The organism is Bradyrhizobium sp. CIAT3101, assembly GCF_029714945.1.
Taxonomy (GTDB): domain Bacteria; phylum Pseudomonadota; class Alphaproteobacteria; order Rhizobiales; family Xanthobacteraceae; genus Bradyrhizobium.
The window spans coordinates 6,164,242-6,190,145 of the sequence record NZ_CP121634.1 but is presented as its reverse complement, the minus strand read 5'-3'; the positions used below and the strand labels follow the sequence as shown (position 1 = coordinate 6,190,145).

The 25,904-nt window shown below is 62.1% G+C and carries 23 protein-coding genes; 11 read left to right on the top strand and 12 right to left on the bottom strand.

Annotated features, from left to right (window positions below):
- Window positions 1–4: 4 nt before the first annotated feature.
- Window positions 5–1,294, bottom strand: a complete 1,290-nt coding sequence (oxlT, locus tag QA645_RS29260) for an oxalate/formate MFS antiporter (protein WP_254130236.1) — start codon at window positions 1,292–1,294, stop codon at window positions 5–7.
- Window positions 1,295–1,543: 249 nt separating this feature from the next.
- A complete protein-coding gene (locus QA645_RS29255; protein WP_209965316.1) occupies window positions 1,544–1,681 on the bottom strand; it encodes a hypothetical protein in 138 nt (45 codons plus the stop codon).
- Window positions 1,682–1,979: 298 nt separating this feature from the next.
- Here QA645_RS29255 and QA645_RS29250 point away from each other — a divergent pair, with 298 nt between their 5' ends.
- Window positions 1,980–3,305, top strand: a complete 1,326-nt coding sequence (locus QA645_RS29250) for an Hsp70 family protein (RefSeq protein ID WP_283044874.1) — start codon at window positions 1,980–1,982, stop codon at window positions 3,303–3,305.
- A gap of 140 nt (window positions 3,306–3,445) precedes the next feature.
- Here the strand turns inward: QA645_RS29250 and QA645_RS29245 are convergent, their stop codons facing one another.
- The gene (locus tag QA645_RS29245; RefSeq protein ID WP_254130238.1) at window positions 3,446–3,889 is read right to left on the bottom strand and encodes an SRPBCC family protein; all 444 of its coding nucleotides are present in this window, start codon (window positions 3,887–3,889) and stop codon (window positions 3,446–3,448) included.
- 323 nt (window positions 3,890–4,212) lie between these two features.
- Here QA645_RS29245 and QA645_RS29240 point away from each other — a divergent pair, with 323 nt between their 5' ends.
- The 3 genes from QA645_RS29240 to QA645_RS29230 all read left to right on the top strand — a co-directional run bounded on the left by QA645_RS29240 (window position 4,213) and on the right by QA645_RS29230 (window position 6,815).
- A complete protein-coding gene (locus tag QA645_RS29240; RefSeq protein WP_283044873.1) occupies window positions 4,213–5,184 on the top strand; it encodes a hypothetical protein in 972 nt (323 codons plus the stop codon).
- A gap of 171 nt (window positions 5,185–5,355) precedes the next feature.
- The gene (locus QA645_RS29235) at window positions 5,356–5,739 is read left to right on the top strand and encodes a tautomerase family protein (protein WP_283044872.1); all 384 of its coding nucleotides are present in this window, start codon (window positions 5,356–5,358) and stop codon (window positions 5,737–5,739) included.
- A gap of 101 nt (window positions 5,740–5,840) precedes the next feature.
- Window positions 5,841–6,815 carry an alpha/beta fold hydrolase gene (locus tag QA645_RS29230; RefSeq protein ID WP_283044871.1) on the top strand — a complete coding sequence of 325 codons (975 nt, stop codon included), beginning with the start codon at window positions 5,841–5,843 and terminating at the stop codon, window positions 6,813–6,815.
- Between the two features lie 71 nt (window positions 6,816–6,886).
- Here QA645_RS29230 and sulP read toward each other — a convergent pair whose 3' ends face one another.
- On the bottom strand, window positions 6,887–8,602 hold the full coding sequence (gene sulP / locus QA645_RS29225) for a sulfate permease (protein WP_283053396.1): 1,716 nt from the start codon (window positions 8,600–8,602) through the stop codon (window positions 6,887–6,889).
- 291 nt (window positions 8,603–8,893) lie between these two features.
- Window positions 8,894–9,835 carry an AraC family transcriptional regulator gene (locus tag QA645_RS29220; protein ID WP_283053394.1) on the bottom strand — a complete coding sequence of 314 codons (942 nt, stop codon included), beginning with the start codon at window positions 9,833–9,835 and terminating at the stop codon, window positions 8,894–8,896.
- Here QA645_RS29220 and QA645_RS29215 point away from each other — a divergent pair.
- From QA645_RS29215 to QA645_RS29205, 3 genes are all read left to right on the top strand, one after another.
- On the top strand, window positions 9,779–9,904 hold the full coding sequence (locus QA645_RS29215) for a hypothetical protein (RefSeq protein ID WP_283053668.1): 126 nt from the start codon (window positions 9,779–9,781) through the stop codon (window positions 9,902–9,904). The genes QA645_RS29220 and QA645_RS29215 overlap by 57 nt on opposite strands.
- Before the next feature lie 165 nt (window positions 9,905–10,069).
- Entirely contained in the window at window positions 10,070–10,840 is a 771-nt protein-coding gene (locus tag QA645_RS29210; RefSeq protein ID WP_283044870.1) for an alpha/beta hydrolase, read from the top strand.
- 128 nt (window positions 10,841–10,968) lie between these two features.
- On the top strand, window positions 10,969–11,496 hold the full coding sequence (locus QA645_RS29205; RefSeq protein WP_283044869.1) for a hypothetical protein: 528 nt from the start codon (window positions 10,969–10,971) through the stop codon (window positions 11,494–11,496).
- 184 nt (window positions 11,497–11,680) lie between these two features.
- Here QA645_RS29205 and QA645_RS29200 read toward each other — a convergent pair whose 3' ends face one another.
- From QA645_RS29200 to QA645_RS29170, 7 genes are all read right to left on the bottom strand, one after another.
- A complete protein-coding gene (locus QA645_RS29200) occupies window positions 11,681–12,526 on the bottom strand; it encodes an ABC transporter substrate-binding protein (protein ID WP_283044868.1) in 846 nt (281 codons plus the stop codon).
- Window positions 12,527–12,812: 286 nt separating this feature from the next.
- Window positions 12,813–14,288, bottom strand: coding sequence for a tetratricopeptide repeat protein (locus QA645_RS29195; RefSeq protein ID WP_283044867.1), 1,476 nt, complete (start codon window positions 14,286–14,288; stop codon window positions 12,813–12,815).
- A gap of 320 nt (window positions 14,289–14,608) precedes the next feature.
- Window positions 14,609–14,788, bottom strand: coding sequence for a hypothetical protein (locus QA645_RS29190; RefSeq protein WP_283044866.1), 180 nt, complete (start codon window positions 14,786–14,788; stop codon window positions 14,609–14,611).
- A 365-nt stretch (window positions 14,789–15,153) separates the two neighbouring features.
- On the bottom strand, window positions 15,154–15,336 hold the full coding sequence (locus QA645_RS29185) for a hypothetical protein (RefSeq protein WP_254130248.1): 183 nt from the start codon (window positions 15,334–15,336) through the stop codon (window positions 15,154–15,156).
- A gap of 458 nt (window positions 15,337–15,794) precedes the next feature.
- Window positions 15,795–17,072 (bottom strand): formyl-CoA transferase, encoded by a 1,278-nt coding sequence (gene frc / locus QA645_RS29180; protein WP_254130249.1) that lies wholly within the window; start codon window positions 17,070–17,072, stop codon window positions 15,795–15,797.
- Between the two features lie 63 nt (window positions 17,073–17,135).
- Window positions 17,136–18,869 (bottom strand): oxalyl-CoA decarboxylase, encoded by a 1,734-nt coding sequence (gene oxc, locus QA645_RS29175; RefSeq protein WP_254192814.1) that lies wholly within the window; start codon window positions 18,867–18,869, stop codon window positions 17,136–17,138.
- Window positions 18,870–18,943: 74 nt separating this feature from the next.
- Window positions 18,944–19,639 (bottom strand): GntR family transcriptional regulator, encoded by a 696-nt coding sequence (locus QA645_RS29170; protein WP_254135345.1) that lies wholly within the window; start codon window positions 19,637–19,639, stop codon window positions 18,944–18,946.
- Between the two features lie 345 nt (window positions 19,640–19,984).
- On the opposite strand from QA645_RS29170, the gene QA645_RS29165 reads away from it, so the two are divergent.
- The 4 genes from QA645_RS29165 to QA645_RS29150 all read left to right on the top strand — a co-directional run bounded on the left by QA645_RS29165 (window position 19,985) and on the right by QA645_RS29150 (window position 25,824).
- Complete coding sequence (locus QA645_RS29165; protein ID WP_283044865.1) at window positions 19,985–22,114, top strand: acetate--CoA ligase family protein; 2,130 nt, start codon at window positions 19,985–19,987, stop codon at window positions 22,112–22,114.
- 61 nt (window positions 22,115–22,175) lie between these two features.
- A complete protein-coding gene (locus QA645_RS29160; RefSeq protein ID WP_254130252.1) occupies window positions 22,176–23,015 on the top strand; it encodes an IclR family transcriptional regulator in 840 nt (279 codons plus the stop codon).
- Window positions 23,016–23,123: 108 nt separating this feature from the next.
- Window positions 23,124–23,936: an NYN domain-containing protein gene (locus tag QA645_RS29155; RefSeq protein ID WP_283044864.1), complete on the top strand. Its 813-nt coding sequence runs from the start codon at window positions 23,124–23,126 to the stop codon at window positions 23,934–23,936.
- A gap of 85 nt (window positions 23,937–24,021) precedes the next feature.
- Complete coding sequence (locus QA645_RS29150) at window positions 24,022–25,824, top strand: adenine deaminase C-terminal domain-containing protein (RefSeq protein ID WP_283044863.1); 1,803 nt, start codon at window positions 24,022–24,024, stop codon at window positions 25,822–25,824.
- The last annotated feature ends 80 nt before the right edge of the window (window positions 25,825–25,904 follow it).

The following is a 25,904-nucleotide window of genomic DNA, read 5'->3' as shown; positions in this document are numbered from 1 at the left end:
GAGTTCAGACGCTCGATTGCGCGACCACGACCTTGCGCCAGGGTTTCAGCACCAGGATCGCCAGTAGCGAGGCGAGGATGTTGGCGCCGGCCGCGAGGATGAACACGTTGTCCCAATGGCCGGAAGTCTGCTGCACGTAGTTTGCAAGCGGCACCAGCAACGCGGCGGTGCCCTTGGCGGTGTAGAGCAGGCCGGCATTGGTGGTCGCGAACTTCGCGCCGAACGTGTCGGTGCAGGTCGAGGGGAACAGCGAGTAGATCTCACCCCAGGCGAAGAACACGAAGCCCGACAGGATCACGAACCAGATCGGGTCCTGGCCCCAGAGATAGAGCATCCAGATGCCAAAACCTTCCATGCCGAAGGCGATGAACATCGTGTTCTCGCGGCCGATCATGTCGGAGATCCAGCCGAAGAACGGACGCGTCAGGCCGTTGAGCACGCGGTCGATGGTCGCCGCGAACGTCACCGCGGTCATGGTCATGCCGATCAGCGTGACCGGCACGGCGTCGACCTTCCAGTCGACCGCGATCGGCTTCAGATTCGCCGTCACCATCAACCCGCCGGCGCCGACGATCACGAACATGAAGTACATCAACCAGAAGATCGGCTGACGCAGAACTTCGGTCGGCTGGTAGTTGCGCCGCGTCTGCGCCAGCGCTGCGTTTGCCACCACGGCCGGCACCTGGCCCGGCTTCGGCGCCAGCAGGAAAAACGCGAGAATGCAGATGATGATGCCTTGTCCGAGGCCGAAATAGAGGAAGGTGGTCTGGAAGCCGCTATCCTTGATCATGGCCTGGATCGGCGCGACGGTGAGCGCGGAGCCTGCGCCGAAGCCGGCGGCCGTGATGCCTGCGGCGAGACCGCGCTTGTCGGGAAACCATTTCAGCGCGTTGCCGACGCAGGTGCCGTAGACGCCGCCGGCGCCGATGCCCGCGACGATCATGCCGAGATAGTAGCCGTTGAGCGTGGTGGCCTGCGCGTTGATCATCCAGCCGATCGCGCAGAGCACGCCGCCGACGAGCACGACGATGCGCGGACCGTATTTATCGACAAACCATCCTTCGACCGGCACCAGCCAGGTCTCGAACAAAACAAACAGGGTAAAGGCCCACTGGATCGAGGCGCGATCCCAACCGAATTTCTTCTGGATGTCGGGGACGAAGAACGTCCAGCCGTATTGGTAGTTGGCGATCATCACCATGGCCGCCACGCCGATCGCCAGTTGCGCCCAGCGATACGTGTCGCTGACGCGGGCGGCTGCAGGAGCCGTTGTTGTCTGCACCATGTCCGTCATGAATCCTCCAATGAGCGCTTCTGTTTTTTTGAGCGAGCGTTAGAGGCATTCTTGTATTCATTATGCCAAGCTTCAAGCGCGCGGCGGCCCATTGTGCGCTTATGACGCAACCCCGTTTTCGAAGCTGCGAGAATGAGCCGATTCCCAAATAGAAATGGCCCCGCAGAGCAGGGCCATTCTTCAAAAGTAGGAGTTCGCTGGTTTTACAACCGCCGCGACAATTCGACGCGCCGGCGCTCGTCCTGGCCCTTACAGGCCGAAGCGGGGCAGATCGCCGTTGTGGTTCGAGATCTCGGCGCTGGCCATCAGGAAGCGGTCGACGGCGGCCATGAAGCGGGCGAACAGCGAGGCGGAGGGCGCGAGCGCGACGGAAGCGGACTTGGACATCGGAATTCCCTTTCTCAAGACAGTCAGTACTGCTGTCTCATTTCGAAAGGCAATCTATGTATACCAGATGCCACTGTCTATGCATGTCATTGCATAGCAGCATTCGATTTGCCGCATTGCAGCATAATGCTTCGTTAAAAGGGGTCTCTGGAGCCGAAAACCCGCGGTTTGCGGCTCAAAAAGGGTAGAAAAGCGGCTCCGGGCCAGTACGGATCGGCGCTCGAACCCGGCTCTTGGCACCGCAGTGCAAAACGGTTAGTGGTTCGCCCCCTTTTCCAAGCATCTTACAGAGTGGTTCATGTCGAGCGCCTCGCCCGCCGTCTCGATCGGCATCGATTTTGGGACCAGCAACACGGTCGTAGCCCTTGCGGTGGACGATCGCCGGGTCGAGGCCATCCGCTTCGATCATGGCGGACAACGCCACAGCACCTACGTCTCGGCCCTGTGCTTCTGGGAGGACCGGCCTGGCGCCGGCGCCCAGGCCGAAGGCGGCCCGTGGGCGATCGAGCAGTTTCTCGAAGGCCGCCACATCTACCGCTTCCTGCAGTCGTTCAAGACCTTTGCGGCGAGCTCCAGCTTCAACACCACCCAGGTGTTCCGGCAGCGCTTCAAGTTCGAGGATATTCTGGCGGCGTTCCTGCGCACGCTGGCGCGCCATGGCGGCGACAAGTTCGGATTCGACGTGGCGAACATCACGGTCGGCCGTCCGGTGCGCTTTGCCGGCGGCAATCCCGACGACGATCTGGCGATGCAGCGCTATCGCGCCGCGTTTGAGCGCCTCGGCGCCGGTCACGCGCGCTATGTTTATGAGCCGGTGGGGGCGGCGTTCTCCTTCGCCCGCCGGCTGGAGCGCGATGCCACCGTGCTGGTCGCGGATTTCGGCGGCGGCACCAGCGACTTCTCGGTGATGCGTTTCTCGCGCGCGGGCGGCGTCTTGCGCGCCGAGCCGCTTGGCCATGCCGGCATCGGCATCGCGGGCGACACGTTCGATTATCGCATCGTCGATCACGTCGTTTCGCCGCGGCTCGGCAAAGGCTCGAGCTTTCGCTCGTTCGACAAGGTGCTGCCGGTCCCGAACAGCCACTACACCAACCTCGCGCGCTGGCATCAGCTCGCGCTGATGAAGAGCAACGGCGATCTCCGCGAGCTGCGGGAGCTTGCACGCACCGCGGTCAAGCCCGCGCTGCTCGAGGATTTCATCACCATCGTCGATCTCGATCTCGGCTTCTCGCTGTACCGCGCGGTGTCGGACGCCAAGGTCGCGCTCTCGGCCAGGGACGAGGTCGACTTCCGCTTCAAGGGCGGCGGTGTCGAGATCGGCTCGACCATCACGCGGAAAAATTTTGACGCCTGGATCGCCGACGACATCGCCCGCCTGGGCGCCACGGTCGACAAGGTGCTGGGCGAGGCCCGCATTAGCGCGCGCGACGTGGAGAAGGTGTTCCTGACCGGCGGCACCTCGTTCGTGCCGGCGGTGCGAAAACTGTTCGCCGACCGGTTCGGCAATGAGCGGCTGATGTCGGGCGACCAGTTCGAGTCGATCGCCTACGGCCTCGCGCTGATCGGGCACAGTCCCGAGCCGGATCGCTGGACCGCGGACGGCGGGCTGAAGTCGCCGCGCTAAGATTAGACCAGCTTCGCTAGGTTGCTCAGTGCCGTAGGGTGGGCAAAGCGGAGCGTGCCCACGCGTCTGTCGCCGTATCGGAAAGATCGTGGGCACGGCGCAAGTGCGCCTTTGCCCACCCTACGATACCAACGTCGCCGCTACTGATTGATCTCCGGCTCGACGAGCCGCGCCAGGTTGCGCAGCGATTCCTGCCAGCCGAGATAGCAGGCCTCCACGGGAATGACGTCGGGAAGGCCGGCCTGCGTGATATCCACCTCGGTGCCGACAGAGACCTTCTTCAGGATCACGGTCACCTCAATCAGGCCCGGCAGGTTGGGATCGTCGAACTTGTCGGTGTAGCGCAGACGCTGGCCCGGAACGAGTTCGAGATATTCGCCGCCGAAAGAATGGCCGTTGCCTGTCGTAAAATTCCGGAACGACATCTTGAACGTGCCGCCGACCTTGGCCTCCAGATGGTGCACGGTGCAGGTGAAGCCGTTGGGCGGAAGCCATTTTGCCAGCGCATCCGCCTCGACGAAGGCGCGATAGACCTTTTCAGGGCTGGTGGTGAGAACGCGGTGCAGGCGTACTGTGCTCGGCATGGTCGTTATTCCCTGTGAGTTGCTGGGCGCGATGACTGTTGCCCCATCATGGCCCAAGGACGAACGTGGCCCCGCCGATCCGACATGGGGCCGCCGGATTTTTTCACCCGATGTCGCTGCCGAGTTGACGCCGGTCGTGACGGCGCCGCCTGTATACGGCGGGCGATGTTCGCACAATTTGAGAGCATCTACGCTCCGGTTCACACTCCGAAACACTCAAGCCGGATTTTGGCCTCGCATCTCAGCGATGAGTCCGTTGCCGGTCGCGCCGCACGACGACGCGACCGCGCGATGATTCAATCGCAACTGGGGGACTTCGCGACATGAAGCAGAAGACGCTGCGTTACCGGGCCTTGCGCCGGGTCCGCAGCCTGCCAGCCGAGACCGCTTCGCGTTTGCTCGGAATGCCGGCCATCAGCCGGAAATTGAACGAGGGCTACGAAAAGGCACGGGCCTCTCACAAGCCGCGCCTGCCTCGACTTTCGCCGCTCGATACGGACATCGTCGCCGGGCTCGAGACGAACGGCGTCTACATCACCTCGCTCGCGGCGCTGAACCTGGCTGGGACGGATGCGCTCTGGACGTCGGCGACCGACATCGCGAACGCCTATTCGCTCCGCGCAAGAAGAGGCGAATTCGCCGGCCAGTATACGGTGCAGGTCGGCGCCGAGGAGATGATGCGCCATCCGCACATCGTCCACTGGCCCCTCAACGACCGTATCCTCGACATCGTCGAGACCTATCTCGGCTTGCCCGCGGCATGCGACACGCTGAATTTCTTCTACACCGTGGCCGATGGCCGTCAGGTCGCGGCGCGCCGATGGCATCGCGATGTCGAGGATCGGCGGATGGTCAAGGTGATCGTCTATCTGCACGATGTCGATGAGGAGGGCGGCCCGCTCGAAGTGCTGCATCGCGCCTTTCCGGGCTGCGACCGGCTCGACGGCGCCAATTTTCCGGTCCTGACGCAGGAAATGCTGGAGCAGCGGCTCGGCGGGTCGCTGGCACGCGGTGATGTCACGACCTGCACCGGCAAGGCCGGGACGGTGATCTTCGCGGATGTTGCGAGCCGCTACCATCGCGGCCGCCCGGCGATCGCGCGCGACCGCTCTGCGCTGTTCTACAATTTCTTCTCGCGCTCGCCGCTTCGTCCATTCTTCTGCGAGCGGCACGTGTTCTCGCGGGCGCAGCTCGTCGAACTTGCGGCCGGCCAGACCGCGCGGGCGCGCGATTGCATGCTGTGGCACGCAAACGTACCTCTGCTCGCCCGGATCGTACCACGCGCACGGTTCTAGAAGGGACGAAGCCACAATTCCGCTGTCGCGTCTTCACCGTGGCTTGATTGGATGTCCTGGCATCAATCGCTATCTGCTCCTTCAACGTGATTTGGCCGTGTCCAGACTTGGCCGCGTCCAGATCCTGGCCGCGTCCAGATCATCCCGCCACGAGGAAAAGGAATACAATTCATGCCGTTTGTTCGCATCGATCTTCGCAAGGGCAAATCGAAGGAATACCGGAAGACGCTGGGCGAGATCATTTACAGCGCCATGCGCGAGTTGATCAACGTGCCGCAAGACGACAAATTCCAGGTCATCACGGAGCATGACCACGACGACCTCAATCATGCCGAAAGCTATCTGGGCAATCGCTACAGCGAGGATGTCGTCTTCATCCAGATCACGTTAAACGCCGGCCGCTCCATCGAGATGAAGAAGGCTTTCTACAAGCGTATCGTCGATGACTATCAGAAGCAGCTGGACGGGCGTCCGGACGATATCGTGATCAACCTCGTGGAGACCGCGAAGGAAAACTGGTCGTTCGGGAATGGCATTGCACAATACGCGACGTGACAGGCCGCCGGAGCGGAGACCGGCTGTCAGTTGATGAGTTGAAGCCACAATTCCGCTACGGTTGTTCCCTCAACTCCCGCGCGAAATCGGGGGGATTTTCGGTGCGCCGCACGCTTTGGGCTTTCGCCATTACACTCTGCTGTCTTGGCCCGCCGGCCAAAGCCGCGGGCATCCAGCTTCTCGACTCCGATCCGGCGCTGTCAGGCGCCGTCTGGTATCCTTGCGCGGCGAAGCCAACACCTGTGGCGCTTGGCAAGCTTTCGGTCGATGCCGATTTCGGTTTGATGGGCGCGAAGGATTGTCCTGTCTCGGGCACAAAACTTCCACTCATTGTGCTCTCGCACGGCCGGGGCGGGTTCTTTGGCCAGCACCATGACACAGCAGAAGCGCTCGCCGACGCAGGTTTTATCATTGCTGCCATCAATCATCCCGGTGACACCGCTGGGGACGCCTCGCGGCGCGACGCCCTCTCCGTGTGGGGCTCGCGTCCGGCGGACATCGTGCGCCTGATCGACTTCATGCTGAAGGACTGGAAGGACAGGGCGGCGATTGATCCCGCCAAGATCGGCTTCTTCGGATTCTCGCTCGGAGGCGCCACCGGCTTCGTGCTGATGGGGACCAGACCGGATTTCGCAAGGGTCGCCAGCCTCTGCAAGGAGACGACCGGCGCGTGTGCGGAGCTGCACAGTGGCGTGACTCCGCCTGAACCGATTCAGGATGCACGTATCCGCACCGCCGTCATCGTCGATCCCGCGCCGGGCACCCTGACGCGGGAGAACCTTGCCGTCGTCAAGGTGCCGTTCCAGTTCTGGCGCTCGCAATTCGGCGGCCCGGGCGTCGGCGACGGCTCGGGCACCGCGCGCGTCGCGGACGGCCTGCCAGGCAAGCCCGAGATTCATGTGGTGCCGGCCGGCCACTACGCCTTCCTCGCACCGTGCTCCGCCGAGCTCGCGGCCGCGATCCCGCGCATCTGCACCGATACGCCGCCCGGATTCGATCGGGCGGCCTTTCACCGCGAGTTCAATGCGGCGGTGGTGAAGTATTTTCATGAGCAGCTCGCTGGCGGCGATCAGTGAGCATCAAACCCAGAGAGATAAGGATGAAGCGACTTGGCCGTGTGATCTCTGCTCGACGGGCTTGACCTGGATCAAGATTGCCGCGGTCCGGCGTCTGGCTCCGCCACCTCCGTAGCCTGGTCCTGCCAGTCCTCCCAATCGACATTGTTGGTTTCGAGGTAGCGGGAGACGGCGACGCCGATTGTCGGAAAGAAGTAATGCTCTCCAAGTTGCGCGAACAGACCAAATCTTTTCAGTTTGTCCTTCACGGGGTCCTTTAGCTCGGCGAAGCAGAGTTCGATACCCTGCGCGTGCAATGTCTGATCCAGTTCAGCAACCACGTCGCAGGCGGTGACGTCTACGCTCGTCACCGGCTCCGCGGCGACCGTCAGCCAGCGCACCTTTGTTGGCGATGTCGCGACAGCATCCAGGACGCGCTCCCTGAAGAACTCGGCGTTGGCAAAGAACAACGGCGCATCCCATCGAAACAGAACAAGCCCGGGGATTCGTCGTGCATCCGGATATCGCGTGATGTCATGATAGCCCTTGACGCCGTCGGCACGCCCCAGCACGGCGGAATGAGGACGCCAGCCGTCCCATAAAAACTCGATAATCGCGAGGACAATTGCAAGACCGATTCCCTGGATCACCCCGAGCACGGCCACACCGGCAAAGCAGACGATCGCGAGCCAGAATTCCCAGCGTTGGATGCGATAGATCCGCTTGAGGTCGGTAATCTCGAAAAGACCAAGCGCCGCAGCGATGACGACCGCGGCCAATGCCGCGGTCGGCAAATGCTGAAGCAGATTTGGCGCGACCAATAAAAGTAGCGCAATGGCGAGTGCGCCTACAACGCTGGTGAGTTGGGTGCGGGCGCCGGCGGCTTCGGCCACCGGGGTGCGCGAACTGCTGCTGCTGATTGGGAACCCCTGAAAAAATCCCGTCGCCAGATTGGCCGCACCTAGCCCGACCATCTCCTGGTTGGGATCGACCCGATCCCCCAATCGCGCGGCGTAGGCACGTGAAAGCACGCTGGTATCGGCAAACGAAACCATCGCGATTGCGCAGCCGCCCAGCACCACCGGGACGATGTCGGTGGTGGTGATCGCAGGGACGACGAAGCCTGGCAGCCCTTCCGGAAGAGGCCCCAGCACCTTGACGCCATGCTGGGTTCCCAGATCGAACAGTCCGACGATGACAGTGGCCCCAACGACCGCAATCAGGATGCCGGGCAGCCTGCTGTTCTTGAGAAGCAGAATCACGATCAACGTGGCGAGCCCGATTGCGAATGCGGCCCAGTTGATCTGTCCCGCAACGATCGCGCTGGCGATCGCCCAAAGGCTCCGCAACGGACCTTCGCTGTCAACGGAAAAGCCGAGCAGCTTCGGCAACTGGCTGATCAAGACCGTCAGTGCAATTCCGTTCATGTATCCGTAGCGGATCGGCTTGGAGAGAAGCTCGGTGACGAAGCCAAGGCGCACGATGCCTGCCAGGATGCAAACCGTGCCCGAGACGATCGCCATCATGCCGGCGAGCGTCACGGCGCGCACGGGATCGCCATGAGCCAGCGGAGAGATCACGCCCAGGAGGATCCCCGCCAGCGCCGAGTCCGGTCCAAGGACAAGAATGCGGCTTGGGCCGAACAAGGCGTACGCCAGGAGCGGTACGATCGTTGCGTAGAGACCGTAGATGCCGGGCAAGCCCGATGCGATTGAATAGGCGATGCCCACCGGCACCAGCATTGTCGCCAGGACGACACCGGCGAAGATGTCGTGCGGAAGGCTGGCTGCCTCATACCGACGGAGCATCTCGAGTCCGGGCAGCCAGCGCGTCACGGGTGATCACTCCCCAAGGTCAATTCGAATCCGTTGTGCAGTTCGTCGTGCGAATCTGTTGCGCCGCACCAGTGAACGCCTCGATTTGAAGCTATCGAGTTCAGCGATCGCTCGGGGCATCCTTGATCAAGATCAAGACTTGGGCGCGCCCCTTCTGAATGTCAGTGCCGTCGAGTCGCATTGGCTTCGTTGCGAAACGCTGAGCCTGCCATAGCCGGGTGAGCATGGATTGGAGCCCTTCGCGACGCAAAAGCTGGTCGGAGGTCAATCAGCAGCTTCCCGCGGAATGTCTGCTTGCCTTGCACCGCTATCAGATTGTCTGGCGGCTCGGTACCGACCGGGCGATAGGCCGTGATGTCGATGGAACAGCTTGGAAAATGCCGCCGCCGTCTCGTAGCCGACCCGGCTGGCAATCCGTGCAATCGGCTCATCGCTGGTTTCCAGCAGGAACGCGGCTTCCGCCATCCGGCGCGCGATCACATAGCGGTGCATGGACTGGCCGACGAGCTTGGTAAAGCGCGCCGAAAATGCCGAGCGGCCGAGCCCAACGCGTTGGCCAAGATCGCTCAGTGTCCAGGGGCGCTCCGGGTTTTCGTGAATGAGCTTGAGTGCCGGTCCGATATGAGGGTCGGATATGGCCCCAAGCCAGCCGCCTTGTCCGGGACTGAGAGAGGCGATCCAGCTTCGGAGCACCTCGACAAAGAGGACTTCCGTCAGTCGTGAAAGCGCGACCCGTTGGCCGGGACGCTCGAGCGCGGACTCGCTGACCATGCGACGCAAGATTGCTTCGAGCCAACCACCATCCGCCATCGGCTTCAGCAGGAGCACGGGCGGAAGCAGCTCCATCACGCTGCCGAACAGCGGCCGTGACACGGTGAAATTGCCGCAAATCATGGTCGAGCGCGGCTTTGCTCCTTTGCCGTGACGAACGACACCAAGACGCGGCGACGAGCGGTCGATATCAATGATCCGCAAAGGCTTGGCCCGGCGATCCGAATAGAACACGTGCGGCTCGCCTCGCGTGATGACGACAAAGTCGCCCTCGGACATTTCGATTTGCTGCCCCCGTTCGAGGCTGAGGGTCGCTGAGCCCTGGCTGAGATAGTGAAACAAGGCGTAGGGGCGCGCCGGCAACTCGAGGTGCCAGGGATGACCGAGCTCGAAGTGAAAAAGCAGCGTGCCGCCGAGACGAACCCGATCGAGCACCTGGGCGAGTATGTCCATGCCGTCCAGATTAGATCGATGGACGATAGGACACAACATCTGGACGATTGATCTCTATCGTCCGGAAGAACGGCGGAATAGGTCACCGGGCGCGGCGAGCCGACATTACGAGCGGCGACCATTCGCCAACGGTGGATGGAAGAACCGCGATCTTGCTGGAAACGCCTGTCCATTCCCCCGGACCGTGTTGGTCCGACCTGCCAACAGGAAGAATTGATGCGAAATATCCTCCTCTCTGCTGCCACCGTACTTCTGGCCGGAACGACATTGGTCGGCTCCGCCTCTTCCGCCGAACTGCCCAAGGGGGCGGTCCCCAACATCGTGCTCGTGCACGGCGCTTTCGTGGACCAGACGAGCTGGCAGCCCGTCGCCGAGATCCTCACGAAGAAGGGCTACAACGTCACGCTGGTCGAAAATCCGCTCACCTCGCTTGCCGCCGATGTGGATGCCACCAAGCAGGCGCTGGCGAAGCAGAACGGCAAGACCGTCCTCGTCGGCCACTCCTGGGGTGGCGTGGTGATCACGCAGGCCGGCAACGATCCAAAGGTGTCGGCACTTGTCTACGTCTCCGCTTTCGCGCCCGACGTGGGACAATCTCTGGCGACCCTCGCCAAGAGCGGTCCGGCGACCGAAGGCGGCGCGGCGATCCATCCCGACGACAAGGGCAACCTCTACATCGATCCCAAGGTGTTCCCATCCGCGGTCGCGGCTGACCTTCCTCCGCAGATCGCGGAAGCCTTGGCGAACCATCAGCTTCCGTTGAACCACACCGCGTTCGAGGCACCGGTCGATGTTGCCGCGTGGCGCGACAAGCCGACGTTCTATGTGGTCAGCACGAAGGACAAGGTGATCGCGCCGGAGGTCCAGAAGCTTTTTGCCGCCGGTATGAAGGCCCAGACGACGGAAGTCGCCGGCAGCCATGCTTCGCTCGTCGTTCATGCAAAAGAAGTCGCCGCGGTGATCGAAAAGGCCTCGCTCGCAAAGTGACAACACTGCTCCCGGCGCCCGCGTGCCGGGAGCATGCATCTCGTGATGCCCCGCGCCGTTCGCACGACGCAGCGAGAGCTGAGATGCGCCGCCAAACGTAGGCTCATAAGCCGAGAGGAATTTCGAACGTGATCAAATTGCTTCTTGCCATTCTCATGGCCTCGGCTCTTTCCGCCGGCGCTCTAGCCGCGTCGCCCGAGATCGGAGAGGAACCTCTGGATTCGGCTGTGCTGAGCACGATCAAAACGAAATTCGGCACGCTCATGGAATTGGCCAACAGGCACGATTTCGACGCTCTGCATGAGATGTTCTGGCAGTCACCCTCGACCCTGTTGGTTGCGAAGAGCGCGATCCAATCCGAGGGGAACTGGGCGGGCTTTTGGGGCAACGAGGCCGTTGATCGGAAGCTCCGTGATATCGGCAGCTCCGGCCCGGTCGTGCTCGAACCAGACTATGCGAAGCTCAGGGTTGTCGGCCTGACGCACGATGTCGCCGAGTCCTACGTGCCGATGAACATCACGGTGTCTTATGCGGGACAGGATGGAACACCCAGGCCATTTCTCATGATCATCAACTGGCTTCGCGTCGGGGAGGACTGGAAGATCGCTTCCGAAGTCATTCTGCCGATACCGCCTCTGCCCGCCACGAAGGGATAGGTGCCGGCCTGTATTGTTCGGCACGAAGCCGATAGGGAGTGCGCCCATCCTGGGGCGTGTACTCATAAGGCAACGAGACCTTTCGGGCACGTCTGCTTAGCCTCCAACTGCGGCGCGAGAGCGGACATTCCCGGATCAGCGCTTAGGGCCACTTCCAGACTCATGCATTGCGGCAAATTGCGCATCATTCGATCACCTCGTCGGCTCGGGCGAGCAGCGACGGTGGCACAGTGAGGCCGAGCGCCTTTGCGGTTTTGATGTTGATCTTCAGCGCGACTTCTGTCGCCTGCTCGACGGGCAAGTCTGCCGGATGCGCTCCTTTGAGGATCAAATCCACATAACGAGCAGCACGTCGCCAAAGCTTGAAAAAGTCCGCTGAATACGACAACAACCCGCCTTGCTCGACTGAGTCGCTAAATGGATAGATCGCCGGCAAGCGGCGCTCTGCGGTGAGCACAATTAGCTGAGGGATCAGGGCATTCAGCAACGTATCGTCGGTCATTACGAGACCGTCGAATGCCCCAGCTTCAACCGAGGCGAGGCTATTTTTCACGTCCGCTGGCCCAACCGCGAGGGCGATCAGATCGAGACCGAGGGTAGGTGCGGCTTGGCGCATTTGATTGCTTTGGTTGGCGGTGCCCGGATTGTCTGGATTCCAAAGCATGGCGACTTTGCGTGCCGTCGGCGCCACCTCCTTCAGCAACTCCAGCCACTTTACGCTGTAATCGCCCGAAAGGAGCGATAGACCCGTGATATTGCCGCCGGGCCGAGCGAGGCTAGTCACGAGACCGGTCCTGACTGGATCTCCGACCACGCAGACAATGGGCACTCTGGAGGTTGCGCGTTGCGCCGCAAGCGTAACCGGTGTGCCCGGGGTTAGGAGCACTACGACATTGAGCGCAAGAAGTTCGGCGACGAGCGCAGGAACGCGCTCTGGTTTTCCGTCAGCGTACCGCTCTTCAAGCATGAGGTCTTGCCCGACAAGGTATCCCATGTCGGCAAGCCCCTGACGGACGCCAGAGTTGCTCACGTCCGTCCCACGGGGGCCCGTCCAGACGTACCCAATCCGTGGCACGACGGGCTTTTGAGAGCGGGCCGCGAGAGGCCACGCCACAATGCCGCCAGCGAGACTGATGAACGCGCGCCGCCTCACACGAATTGTCCTACCGAGAATAAGACCTTAGCATGTCATCGAGCGAGAGTAGTCCTCGGCGTGAGGGAAAAAAGGGCCCCATGTCCGCTTGGGGTCAGAAGCGGACCCCGGCGGGGCAGGGGCGTTCAAGCCTGGAGTCCGCTAAGGGCCACAGGCGAGGACCTCAGTGCTCACGGACACCTGCCTTTCTCATCCCTTCGACGAATATTTCGGTAATTTCATCGCGGAACCGCGGATTGCTCGACATTTTGAAGACGAGTTGTTGATAGCGCTGCACCGTGAAGTCGGGGCGCAGGTCGTACAATTGTGCCAGCGCTTGTTTCGTTTCATCAAACTGCCCCGTCGCCTGGTAAGCCACAACGAGATCAACCCAGGGGAGCCAGAGCAGGTTGTTCAGGTTGATCGACCGTCTGCATTCATCAATAGCCTCAGCGTACTCGCGAAGATGCAGATGAGCATGACACAACAAAAAGTGCATCAGTGCCGCAGAAGGATCCTTTGGGCTCAAGCGAAGCGCGATCTGAAGGGGAGCAAGTGCCTCCCGCGACCGTCCCAAGAGCGTGAGAGCGGCTCCTTTATTCTGATAGGCTGGCGGATAATTGGGATCTAGCTGCAGCGCAGTGTCAAATTCGGCAATGGCCGCCTCGGGATGACCGAAACCGAGTGTGTCTCCTTTCACCGAATGGGCCAAGGCGTTCGTTGGCCATTTGGCGAGCGCTCTGTCAATCAAATCGGATGCGACCCGCAGATCGTCGTCGGACGTGGACCATTGACTTTTTAGGATCGTAGCGAGGCTCGACGCCTTCCCGATCATCGCATCGACATGGCCGGGATCAAGTTGGAGAGCGTTGTCGAACAACTCTATGGCTTGGCGCATCGAGGCCTGCGTTAAAGGCTGCTCAAAGCGTTTGGCCCATCCGCGCATGGTAAGATCGATGGCGTCCGGATTGCCATGTTCGGAGTTTCCGCGTCGGCTTTCGGCTCGCATCAGCTCGACATTCAGCGAGCGCCCAAGCCTTGCCACGACCTGATCGTGGAGATCGGCCAGGTTGGAACGATCACCGTCAAACCGATCCGACCAAAAATCGCTTCCTGTCGAGAGATCGGATAGCGAAACATTGAGGCGGATGTATTCGCGGGTGCGCTGCACGGCCCCCTGTACCGCCCACCTGATCCCCAGCTCCTTGCCGAGCACTTTGAGATCAACTGGCTTGTTCTTGTAGGTGAAGGCTGTTCCGCGCCCGATCACGAAAGCGCCTGGTATTTGCGCGAGATCGGTGGTCAGGTCGGTCGTAACGCCATCGGCAAAGTAATCTTGTTCGGGGTCTTTGCTCAGATTGGCGAAAGGGAGAACAATCAGCGAGAGCCGTGGGACGACTCCCGGCCGCGACGCTGCTTTTTGCTGCAGGCTTTGGCCCTCGTGAAATATCTCCGTCTTCACCACCTTCCATGTAGTCCAATATCCCGCCAAGCCGCCGATAACAGCGCCGATTGCAGCAACTGACGCAATCGCTGCACCGAAATTGCTCACTCGATAGCGCAGGCGATCAGAGATGAAGCGAGCTCGTTTCAGAGGCGGAGCAGGCCCGCTGTGCTCCGTGAGATCCGCGCCGTCGCCCGACGAACCCGCATCGCTCATAGTCCTGGCCTCGCCCAGAGCATTCGCGAATGTCTTCGAGCATATACTCGCTCGGATTGTGCCGGAAGCCCTTTCGCATTCAGCGAGCGGATGGATCGGAGATAATCCTGCAAACAGGCAATCGACTTGCCAGACCAGATTACCGATGAAGTCAGCTATGGGTCTAAAGTGGCTGCCGGCAGCTTCGATTGCCAACGTCATTATGGCTCGGAAGCGGACGCCGGCGGGGCGGGGGGCGTCAAGCCCTGGAGTCCGCTAAGGGTCACAAGCTGACGGTCGCGGGCGACGCTAGAAGGTCGGCTACGGGCCATTTCCGGACGTCATCGTAATTGCTTTTTTTCTTGGTCGGCTAGATCACGTCCCATTGAGAAAAACTTCTCCTCATGCGCAGCAATGGCCTCCTCAATCGTCCCGAACCATTCGCTGCGTTCAACCGGCTCGACTTCGATAAAAAGCTCTACAAATTGGCGATCGAAGCCAGAGCGGGCGTTGAGAGTCATCGGCAAGCTATAAAAGTCAGCGCTTTGGACGCAGAAAAGATGCGACGCGACGTCCTCAAAGCATCGGAATTGGACAGCTCTTTGGGCGTCAATTCGCTTCCAGATAGACTGCTCTCGATACATCCCTGTTCACCGGTTTGTTTTCTTCAAACCACTGCTTAAGCCGAGTACATCTACTCTTCCCGCCACCAACTGCTCAAATTTGAATGAAGCGCACGAGGTCCGCATCGGGTCAAAAGCTGACATCTGGCCGGACACTCAAAATAGTCAGCTAAGGGCCACAAGGCGACATCGGCCTTTCTTACGCGGCCCTTAACCGCGCTTGGCGTTATCAGAATCCGACGCCGCCCTTGTGAGCACACGCCCTAGTCTTCGCCGGCCTTTGACCGAGCTTCGCGGGCCAATCGTTCCGCTTTGAGCCGCTCGCGGTTCTCGTGGAGGGAGTGCTGGGCCCTCGCATAGTCGTTCATCGGCTTCTGCGGTTTGACGGGCTTGAACGCCTTGTCGGCTTCGCGCCTGGCGCGATCAGAGGAATGATCTCTCAACATGTGTCGATCTCGATGTGTTTGAAACTGTGTGGCCCGCGAATTCGCCGACGTCCCGTCCGCGTTCGCGGGCTGGTGAAACAGGCGTTGTCCTTGGCGTGGAGAAGTCGGGTCTGGATAAACAACTGACGCCGACCGCCTCGGTTCCTCGAAAGACTATCCGACGCCAATAAAAAGGCGGGGCTGGTCGCCAACCGGCCAATGGTCGAGGCGCGGCAGAGGTGAGCCTCTGCGTCGAGATGCCCTTATGGGCCGACCTTCGCTTTTCGGATTGTGACAGATTACCCCTGTTTTGCCCGACGCGTCAACCAAAATTCGTAAAATTCGAAATCTGCTTCTGCAGCCAAGGGATTGGCTACTGTGCATGGGGTTGTTTTCCAGTTTTGGTTTGGGCTTGGGATTGCAAACAAAAAGGGCCGCCTCGATGGGCGGCCCTTTGGTCTCGCGCGTTGTGGCGTCGCTTACTCAGCGGCCTGCTTCTGCGGCGGGTCGAGCGCGCCGGACTTGTGGATGTCGGCGACCTGGTGGTCGCTGAAGCCGAGCACGGCGCGCAGGATCTCGTCGGTGTGCTCGCCGAGCAGCGGGGAGCGGGTGACGTCGCTCGGTGAATCCGACAGCTTGATCGGGTTGCCGACCGAGATGTACTTGCCGCGGGTCGGGTGATCGACCTCGACCACGGTGCCGGTCGCGCGCAGCGACTGGTCCTCGGCGATCTCCTTCATCGACAGGATCGGGCCGCAGGGGATGTCGTCCTTGTTGAGGATCTCCATCGCCTCGAACTTGGTCTTGGTCATCGTCCACTGCTCGATGCGGGCGAAGATCTCGTTCAGGCGCGGCAGGCGGGCCGGGGGCTTGGCGTAGTTCGGATCGGTCTTCCAGGTCGGCTCGCCGATCACGTCGCAGATCTTCTCCCAGACCGGGGCCTGGGTGATGAAGTAGATGTAGGCGTTGGGATCGGTCTCCCAGCCCTTGCACTTCAGGATGCGGCCGGGCTGGCCACCGCCGGAATCGTTGCCGGCGCGCGGCACGGCATCGCCGAACGGAATGCCTTCGCCGAACTGGCTGTATTCCTTGAGCGGGCCGTGGGCGAGACGCTGCTGGTCGCGCAGCTTGACGCGGGCGAGATTGAGCACGCCGTCCTGCATCGCGGCGGTGACGCGCTGGCCCTTGCCCGAATGCGTGCGCTGATAGAGCGCGGTGACGATGCCGAGCGCCAGATGCAGGCCGGTGCCGCTGTCGCCGATCTGCGCGCCGGTCACGAGCGGCAGGCCATCGCGGAAGCCGGTGGTCGAGGCGGCGCCGCCGGTGCACTGCGCGACGTTCTCATAGACCTTGCAGTCTTCGTACGGTCCGGGGCCAAAGCCCTTGATCGAGGCGACGATCATCTTCGGGTTGATCGCCTGGATCTTCTCCCAGGGGAAACCCATGCGGTCGAGCACGCCGGGGCCGAAGTTCTCGACCAGCACGTCGCACTTCTTGATCAGCTCGGTGAGGACTTCCTTGCCCTTGGGGTTCTTGGTGTCGAGCGTGATCGAGCGCTTGTTGTGGTTGAGCATGGTGAAATACAGGCTGTCCACGTTCGGGATGTCCTGCAGCTGGCCGCGGGTGATGTCACCCACGCCCGGGCGTTCCACCTTGATCACGTCGGCGCCGAACCATGCGAGCAGCTGCGTGCAGGTCGGTCCGGACTGGACGTGGGTGAAGTCGAGAATGCGAACGCCCTCGAGCGCTTTGGTCATTGTGTTGCTCCGTACTCTGTCTGCCCCCGCGAACCGCAGGGAATAAAGGTTGAGGGGGTGGACTTACTTCTTCTTCTGCAGAACGCTCTGCGGATTGAGGTTGCCGATGCGGCCGCTCTCCGAGCCCGCGGCCGGATCGATCACCGCGTTGATCAGCGTCGGCTTGCCGGACGCCATCGCCTCGTTGACGGCGCGCTTGAGCTCGTCGGGCGAGGTCGCATTCACGCCGACGCCGCCGAAGGCTTCCATCATCTTGTCGTAGCGTGCGCCCTTGACGAACACGGTCGTTGCCGGATCGGCGTTGACGCTGTTGACGTCGGTGCCGCGATAGATGCCGTCATTGTTGAAGATGACGACGCAGATCGGCAAATTGTAGCGGCAGATGGTCTCGACCTCCATGCCGGAGAAGCCGAAGGCCGAGTCGCCTTCAACCGCCAGCACGGGGTGGCCGGTTTCGAGCGCAGCCGCGATCGCCTGGCCCATGCCGATGCCCATCACGCCCCAGGTGCCGACGTCGAGACGCTTGCGCGGGCGGTACATGTCGATGACGCCGCGAGCGAGGTCGAGCGTGTTGGCGCCTTCGTTGACGAGGATCGCCTCGGGATGATCCTTGATCACGTTCTTCAGCACGCCGAGCGCGCCGTGATAATCCATCGGCGACTTGTTGTTCATGAGCTTCGGCGCCATCTTGGCGACATTCTCATCGCGCTTGGTCACGATGGCCTTGGTCCATTCCACCGGCGGTGCGGTCCAGCCCGTAGCGATGGCCTGGTTGAAGGCGGAGACGACCGAGCCGATGTCGCCGACGACGGGCGCGACGATCTCGACGTTGGAGTCCATTTCCTTCGGCTCGATGTCGACCTGGATGAACTTCTTCGGCGCTTCGCCCCAGCTCTTGCCCTTGCCGTGCGAAAGCAGCCAGTTCAGCCGCGCGCCGATCAGCATGACGACGTCGGAGTCCTTCAGCACCGTCGAACGCGCAGCACCTGCGCACTGCGGATGGGTGTCGGGCAGCAGGCCCTTGGCCATGCTCATGGGCAGGAACGGCACGCCGCTCTTCTCGACGAAGGTCTTGATCTCTTCATCGGCCTGCGCGTAGGCCGCGCCCTTGCCGAGGATGATGAGCGGACGCTTTGCGGCCTTGAGCACGTCGAGCGCGCGTTTGACCGAAGCGGGCGAGGGGATCTGCGCCGGAGCCGCGTCGATCACCTTGACCAGCGACTTCTGGCCGGCCTCGGCGTTCATCACCTGGCCGAACAGTTTTGCCGGCAGGTCGAGATAGACGCCGCCCGGACGGCCCGAGACCGCGGCGCGGATGGCGCGGGCGAAAGCGATGCCGATATCCTGGGCGTGCAGCACGCGATAGGCCGCCTTGCACAGCGGCTTGGCGATCGCGAGCTGGTCCATTTCTTCATAGTCGCCCTGCTGGAGGTCGACGATCTCGCGCTCGGAGGAGCCCGAGACCAGGATCATCGGATAGCAGTTGGTGGTGGCGTGTGCGAGCGCAGTGAGACCATTGAGGAAACCGGGCGCCGACACCGTGAGGCAGACGCCGGGCTTCTTGGTGAGATAGCCGGCGATGCCTGCGGCGTAACCGGCGTTCTGCTCGTGGCGGAAGGAGATCACGCGAATGCCTTCGGCCTGCGCCATGCGGCCCAGATCCGTGATCGGGATGCCCGGCACATTATAGATGGTGTTGATGCCGTTCAGCTTGAGCGCGTCGATGACGAGATGGAAACCATCCGTCAGTTCCTGCTCGGTGCCCGGTGCTTCGGACTTGGTCGCGGTGTTCAGCATGGGCCTTGTCTCCCTGGTCTCAAGATAACGGGGCGAATTTTTCGCCCTTCTGGTGAATGTTGCTAGGTGAAGAGTTACGTGAACAGTTCCTGGCCATGCGCTTCGACGTAAGCGGCAAGGCCAAGGGTGTGGTCGCGGGCGCGCTTCTCGGCGAGCTCGGTGTCGCGTGCCTCCAGCGCTTCGATCATGGCGAGATGCTCGGGCAGCGAGGTCGCGGTGCGGTCCTTGCGGCCGATCGTCAGCTGGCGATAGCCGCGCACGTGCAGCAGCAGGTCGTTGGTGAGATCGACCAGCACCGGCGATTCCGACAGCGAGATCAGCGACTGGTGGAAGGCGATGTTGGCGCGCGAATATTCCTCGACGTGATCCTCGGGCAGGCGGTCCTTGCCGAAGTCCTTGAAGAAGTCGCGCAGCGCCGAAATGTCCTTCTTGCGCGCGGTGGTGGTGATGAGGCGCGCGGCCATGCTCTCCAGCGCCGCCCAGGCGCGGATCATGTCGACGATCTCGCTCTTGGTCCGGCGCACGACCATGATGCCGCGGCGCGGCACGGTCTTCACGAAACCGTCCTGCTCGAGCATCGCGATGGCTTCGCGGATCGGCGTGCGGCTGACGCCCAGGCGTTCGGACAGTGCGCGCTCGTCCAGCATCACCGGCTCGGGCGTCGAATAGATGTCCATCTTGAGGATGGCTTCCTTCAAGGCGTCATACGCCTTGTTCTTGAAGCTGCTCTCCGGGGCAATACGAACGATTGCGATGTCTGCCTCGGCCATGTTCGGCAACGCCTTGGTTGGTTTCCGCAGTGACACGACGATTCTCCTCCAGTGGGAGTCGTCTTTTACAGGAATATTTACCGGAAAGTTTTTGGCATACCACATGCCAGAATGTCAAGCTGCCTATTTTTTGCGGCGTTCTAAGGCGGTCTCTGACTTGACAAGTTGGCTTCTGGCATACCAAATGCCATCACTAGCCATTTTTGATCCAAGCTGGCGGAGTAATCAAGGCATTTCGCCGCTCCGTTCCGCCAAATGGAACAGAGCGCGGCGATGGCAAGTATCACGGGCAGCCGCATCACGCGCGCTTTGCAAAGCAAGAACTGAAGGTCAAGGGAGAAGCTCATGTCCAATTCGAAAGACGTCGTCCGCAAGGTCCTTGACCAGGTCAAGGCCGACAACCGCACCAGCCTGACCGCCCCCGAAGGCAAGGTGGTCTGCGACGCCTACGGCATTCCGGTGCCGAAGGAGGGCGTGGCCAAGTCGGCGGGCGAGGCGGGCAAGATGGCGTCTTCGATGGGCTTCCCGGTGGTGATGAAGATCGTCTCGCCGGACATTCTCCACAAGACCGAGGCCGGCGGCGTCATCGTCGGGGTCAAGACGGCGCAGGATGCCGAGAAGGCCTACGAGACCATTCTCGGCAATGCCAAGAAGTACAAGGCCGATGCCAAGATCGAGGGCATCCAGGTACAGCAGATGCTGGCCGGCGGCACCGAAGTCATCGTCGGCTCGATCACCGACGGTTCGTTCGGCAAGCTGGTGGCCTTCGGCCTCGGCGGCGTGCTGGTCGAGGTGCTCAAGGACATCACCTTCCGCCTCGCGCCCGCAACCAAGGAAGATGCGCTGTCGATGCTCGATGGCATTCAGGCACACGAAATCTTGAAGGGCGTGCGCGGCGGCGAGCCGGTGAACCGTACGGCGCTCGCCGACGTCATCGTCAAGGTCTCGCAGCTCGTCACCGACTTCCCTGAAATCGTCGAGCTCGACCTCAACCCTGTGTTCGCCACCGCAAAGGACGCGATTGCAGCCGACGTGCGCATCGTCGTCGACTTCGCCTATGTTCCCAAGCCGAAACCGCGCCCGACCGAGGAGATCGTCGCTGCCATGAGCCGCATCATGCAGCCGAAGGCGGTCGCCGTGGTCGGCGCCTCCGCCGAGGACGGCAAGATCGGCAACTCGGTGATGAAGAACCTGATCAACGGCGGTTACAAGGGCGAGATCTATCCGATCCACCCGAAGGCTTCCGAGATCCTCGGCTACAAGGCCTACAAGAGCGTCAAGGACGTGCCTGGTGTGATCGACACCGCGGTGTTCGCGATCCCCGCGAAGTTCGTGGCTGCGGCGCTGACCGAATGCGGCGAGAAGAAGATCCCGGGTGCGGTGCTGATCCCGTCGGGCTTCGCCGAGGCCGGCGCACCGGAGCTGCAGGCCGAGATCGTCGAGGTCGGCAAGAAATACGACATCCGCCTGATGGGGCCGAACATCTACGGCTTCTATTATACGCCGGCGAACCTCTGCGCGACCTTCTGCACGGCTTATGACGTCAAGGGCCACGCGGCGCTATCGTCGCAGTCGGGCGGCATCGGCATGGCCATCATCGGCTTCTCGCGCTCGGCGAAAATGGGTGTGTCGGCGATCGTCGGCCTCGGCAACAAGTCCGACATCGACGAGGACGATCTGCTCGCCTTCTTCGAGCAGGATCCGAACACGAACCTGATCGCGCAGCACTGCGAGGACCTCAAGGATGGCCGCGCCTTTGCGGAGGCCGCCAAGCGCGTCTCCAAGAAGAAGCCGGTGGTCGTGCTCAAGGCGGGCCGCACCTCGGCCGGCGCCAAGGCGGCCTCGTCGCACACCGGCGCGCTCGCTGGCAACGACAAGATCTATGAGGACGTGCTGGCGCAATCCGGCGTGATCCGCGCGCGCAGCCTGCGGCAGCTGCTCGAATTCGCCCGCGGCGTCCCGGTGCTGCCGACGCCGAAGGGCGAGAACGTGCTGATCATCACCGGTGCGGGTGGTTCGGGCGTGCTGCTGTCGGACTCCTGCGTCGACAACGGCCTGTCGCTGATGTCGATGCCGCCGGATCTCGACGCGGCCTTCCGCAAGTTCATTCCGCCGTTCGGCGCGGCCGGAAATCCTGTGGATATCACCGGCGGCGAGCCGCCGATCACCTACGTCAACACGGTGAAGCTCGGCCTCTCGGACGAACGCATCCACTCGCTGATCCTCGGCTACTGGCACACCATCGTCACGCCGCCGATGGTGTTCGCCCGTAACATGGTCGAGGTGAAGAAGGAGATGGAAGCGAAGGGCTTCGTGAAGCCGATCGTTGCCTCGCTCGCCGGCGACGTCGAGGTCGAGGAAGCTGCCGAATATCTCTACCAGAACGGCATCCCTGCCTATGCTTACTCGACCGAACTGCCGGTCGAGGTGCTGGGTGCCAAGTACAAGTGGGCCCGCGGCGCGGGCCTGCTCTGAGACGTGGAGGTCTCTTCACCTCTCCCCGTCCGCGGGGAGAGGTGATATCAGTCAGGTCGCGATGAGCAAGAACGTGATCCGGCGCAAATCACTTGAAACACGATCGGCAGCAGAGGCCGATCGTGACGGCGGCGTGCAATCCGTCGACCGCGCGCTGTCGATTCTCGAGACGTTGGCCGAGGACGATGAGGGCTATCGCCTCAGCGATCTCGCGGTCCGCACGGGGCTATCGGCCTCGACCGTGCACCGCCTGCTGGCGACGCTGGAAAGCCGCCGGTTTGTGCAGTTCGACCGTGCCGAATCGAAATGGCATGTCGGCGTGCGCAGCTTTACGGTGGGCGCGAGCTTTGCGCGTCGGCGCAATTTTACCGCACAAGCCATTCCTTATTTGCGCAAATTGCGCGATCTGACCCGTGAGACCGCCAATCTCGCCGTGGTCGACGACGAATTCATCATCGTGCTGACCCGCATGGAGAGCCGCGAGATCATGCGCTCGCTGACCAAGGTTGGCGGTCGCGTCGCGATGGTGACCTCCGGCGTCGGCAAGGCCGTGCTCGCGACCTATTCCGATGAGGATGTCGGCGCCGTCATCCGCCATCACGGTATGCCCAGGCTCACGGAGAAATCCATCGTGAGGCCGAGCGACCTCTTTAAGGAACTCGCGACGATCCGGAAGCAGGGCTTTGCGGTGGACGACGAAGAAGCCGAGATGGGCCTGCGCTGCGTCGCCGCTGTGGTCTACAACGCGCTCTCGGAACCGCTCGCCGCGATCTCGGTGTCCGGCCTGACCAGTCGCGTCACCGACGCCCGGCTGCCGGAGATCGGCCGCGTGGTGCGTGAGGTCGCCGCTGAACTGACGGCTGCGCTCGGGGGCGTGACGCCGGTGGTGAAGCCAGCCTGAGTCGGATTTGCAGTCCGGCGTGCCTCGTCGAAAGAAATCACCTCTGGCGGCAAGAGCCCCAACATCGGTATATCCATCAGCCACTGTCGCGTCTATCTGGGGAATGCCATGCCTTCTGAGCTTCGTTCGCCCCGTCTCGCTGTCCTGATTGACGCCGATAACGCCTCCGCGAAGATCGCCGATGGGCTGTTCGAAGAGATTGCCAAGATCGGCGAGGCGAGCGTGCGCCGCATCTATGGCGACTTCTCCAATGCGCGATCCAGGGGGTGGGCCGACATTCTGTCGAAGCACGCCATCATCCCGCAGCAGCAGTTCGCCTATACGACGGGGAAGAATGCCTCCGACATAACCCTGGTCATTGATGCGATGGACCTGCTTCACAGCGGCCGGTTCGACGGCTTCTGTCTGGTGTCATCCGACAGCGATTTTACCCGTCTCGCTGCCCGCATCCGGGAGCAGGGCGTGGATGTCTTTGGGTTCGGCGAACACAAGACGCCGGAGAGCTTCAGGCAGGCCTGCCGACGCTTCGTTTATACAGAGAACCTGCTTTCCGGCACGGCGAACACTCAAGACGCCGGGGCGGGGTCGACGCCGCTTCAGCCGCACAATGCCGCGACGCCCATCATCAAAAAGGTCATCACCCAGATGGAGAGCGAAGACGGCTGGGTGACGCTCGGGGAGGTCGGGCGACAGCTCGCTAACCTCGCTTCGGATTTCGATCCGAGGACCTTCGGTTTCCGCAATCTGAGCAGCCTCGTGCGAAAGACAAATTCGTTCGAGATCGACGAGTCAAAAGGACGGTCGATGCGGATTCGGGTCAAGCCGGCTGCCGCAGCACCGCCGAGGACGCGGAACTCGCGCAGACCAGCAGCCAGACCTTCGAGGTCAGGGCCTGCGGGTGGGTCGGCGCCTAAAGCGTAAGCAGGGCCTGCCGCTATATTTGAGCTTGCCCAGTCTGGCGCAGGGCGTAACCATCGTCCGACCTTAACGCCATGCGAGGGTCCTGATGACCAAACTCACCCGTTTCGCCGTTGCGCCGCTGCACGCCATGACGCGCCGTCTCGCCGATGTCGCCTCCGCGCGCGTCGCGCCCGACCTCGTCATTTCCGGAGCGCGGGTGCTCTCGACCTATTCGGAGCGGATCCATCCGGGACGGGAGGTCTGGATCACCGGTGGCCGCATTGCCGCGGTGAAGGCCGCCGGCGCGGCGAAGAAAGCCTGGAGCGACATTTCGGTCTACGACGCCGCCGGCGGCATTATCGCGCCGGGGCTGGTCGATCCGCACATCCACATCGAATCCTCGATGGTGACGGCCTGCGCCTATGCCGAGGCTGCGCTGCTGAACGGGACCACCACGATCTTCTGCGACAGCCACGAGATCGGCAATGTCATGGACGTCGCCGGCGTCGAGGCGATGCTGGAAGACGCGCGCGAAGCGCCGCTCTCGATCTTTCTGACAGTGCCGTCGACCGTGCCGGCGACCTCAGCCGAACTGGAGACGGCGGGCGGCGATCTCACTCCCGACAAGATCGCCGGCCTGTTTGATCGCTGGCCCGAAGCGGTAGCACTCGGGGAGAAGATGGATTTCGTGCCCGTCACCATGGGCGACGAGCGCAGCCACGCAATCCTCGCGGCTGCGTTGAAGCGCGGACGGCCGGTGTCCGGCCACGTCTATGGCCGCGAATTCGTTGCCGCCTATGCGGCAAGCGGCGTGACCGACACCCATGAGGCGATCGACCGCGATATCGCCGATGATCTGCTCGATGCCGGCGTCTGGGTTTTCCTGCGCGGCGGCCCGCCGACCACGCCGTGGCACTCGCTGCCGCAGGCGATCCGGACGATCACCGAACTCGGCGCTTCGCACAAGCGCACCGCGGTTTGCACCGACGACCGCGATGCCGATGATTTGCTGCTGTTCGGCCTCGACTGGGTGGTGCGCGAGGCCGTGAAGGCGGGGATGTCGCCGGAGCAAGCCTGGTCGATGGGCTCGCTGCATGGCGCCGCGCGCTTCGCCATGGAAGGCGACATCGGCGGGCTCGGCGGCGGCCGCCGGGCCGATCTCGTTCTGATGGACGATCAGCTCAAGCCGCAATCGACCTGGTACGGCGGCGAGCTGGTGGTCGAGAACCGCAAGATCACGCCTCGGCTCGATCAGGCGCTGTCGCAGCGCTTCCAATATCCGAAAGCGGCCTATGTCACCGTAAAGCTGCCGGAGAAGCTCAAGTTGACACCGGAGCTCCCGACGAAGGCCTGCACCGTCAACGCGATCAAGACCGCGCTGCCCGGCATCACGCTGATCCATGAAAAGGTCGCGATCGAGCCGGCCAAGGACTGGCCGTCGCTGTTCGCGCGCTACGGCCTGTGCTTCGTCACCGTGGTGGAGCGCCACGGCAAATCGGCCGGCAACGTTGCTTATGGCCTGCTCAAGGATTTTGGCCTCAAGCGCGGTGCAGTCGCCTCAAGCGTCGGCCACGACAGTCACAACATCATCGTCGCGGGCACGAACGAGGGCGATATGCAAGTCGCGATCGCAGCGATCAAGGCGAAGCAGGGCGGCGTCTGCGTCGTTGCCGATGGCAAGGTGAGGGCGCTGGTGCCGCTGCCAATCGCGGGCCTTCTCTCCGACAAGCGCGTCACGGAGGTGGCCGAGGAGGTCAAGGTGCTGAAGAAGGAATGGGCCGAGGCCGGCTGCACCATCCCCTACATGGGCTTCAATTTGATTCCGCTATCGGTCATTCCGGAAATTCGCATCACCGACAAGGGCCTCGTGCTGGTGCCACAGATGGAACTGGCGCCGTTGTTCGAGTGAGGCGCTTTCACGTACTTCCCGATCTAACTGCTTGAGAGCACCGCAGTTTTTCTACGGCTGCCGCATCGTGGAAAATAAAA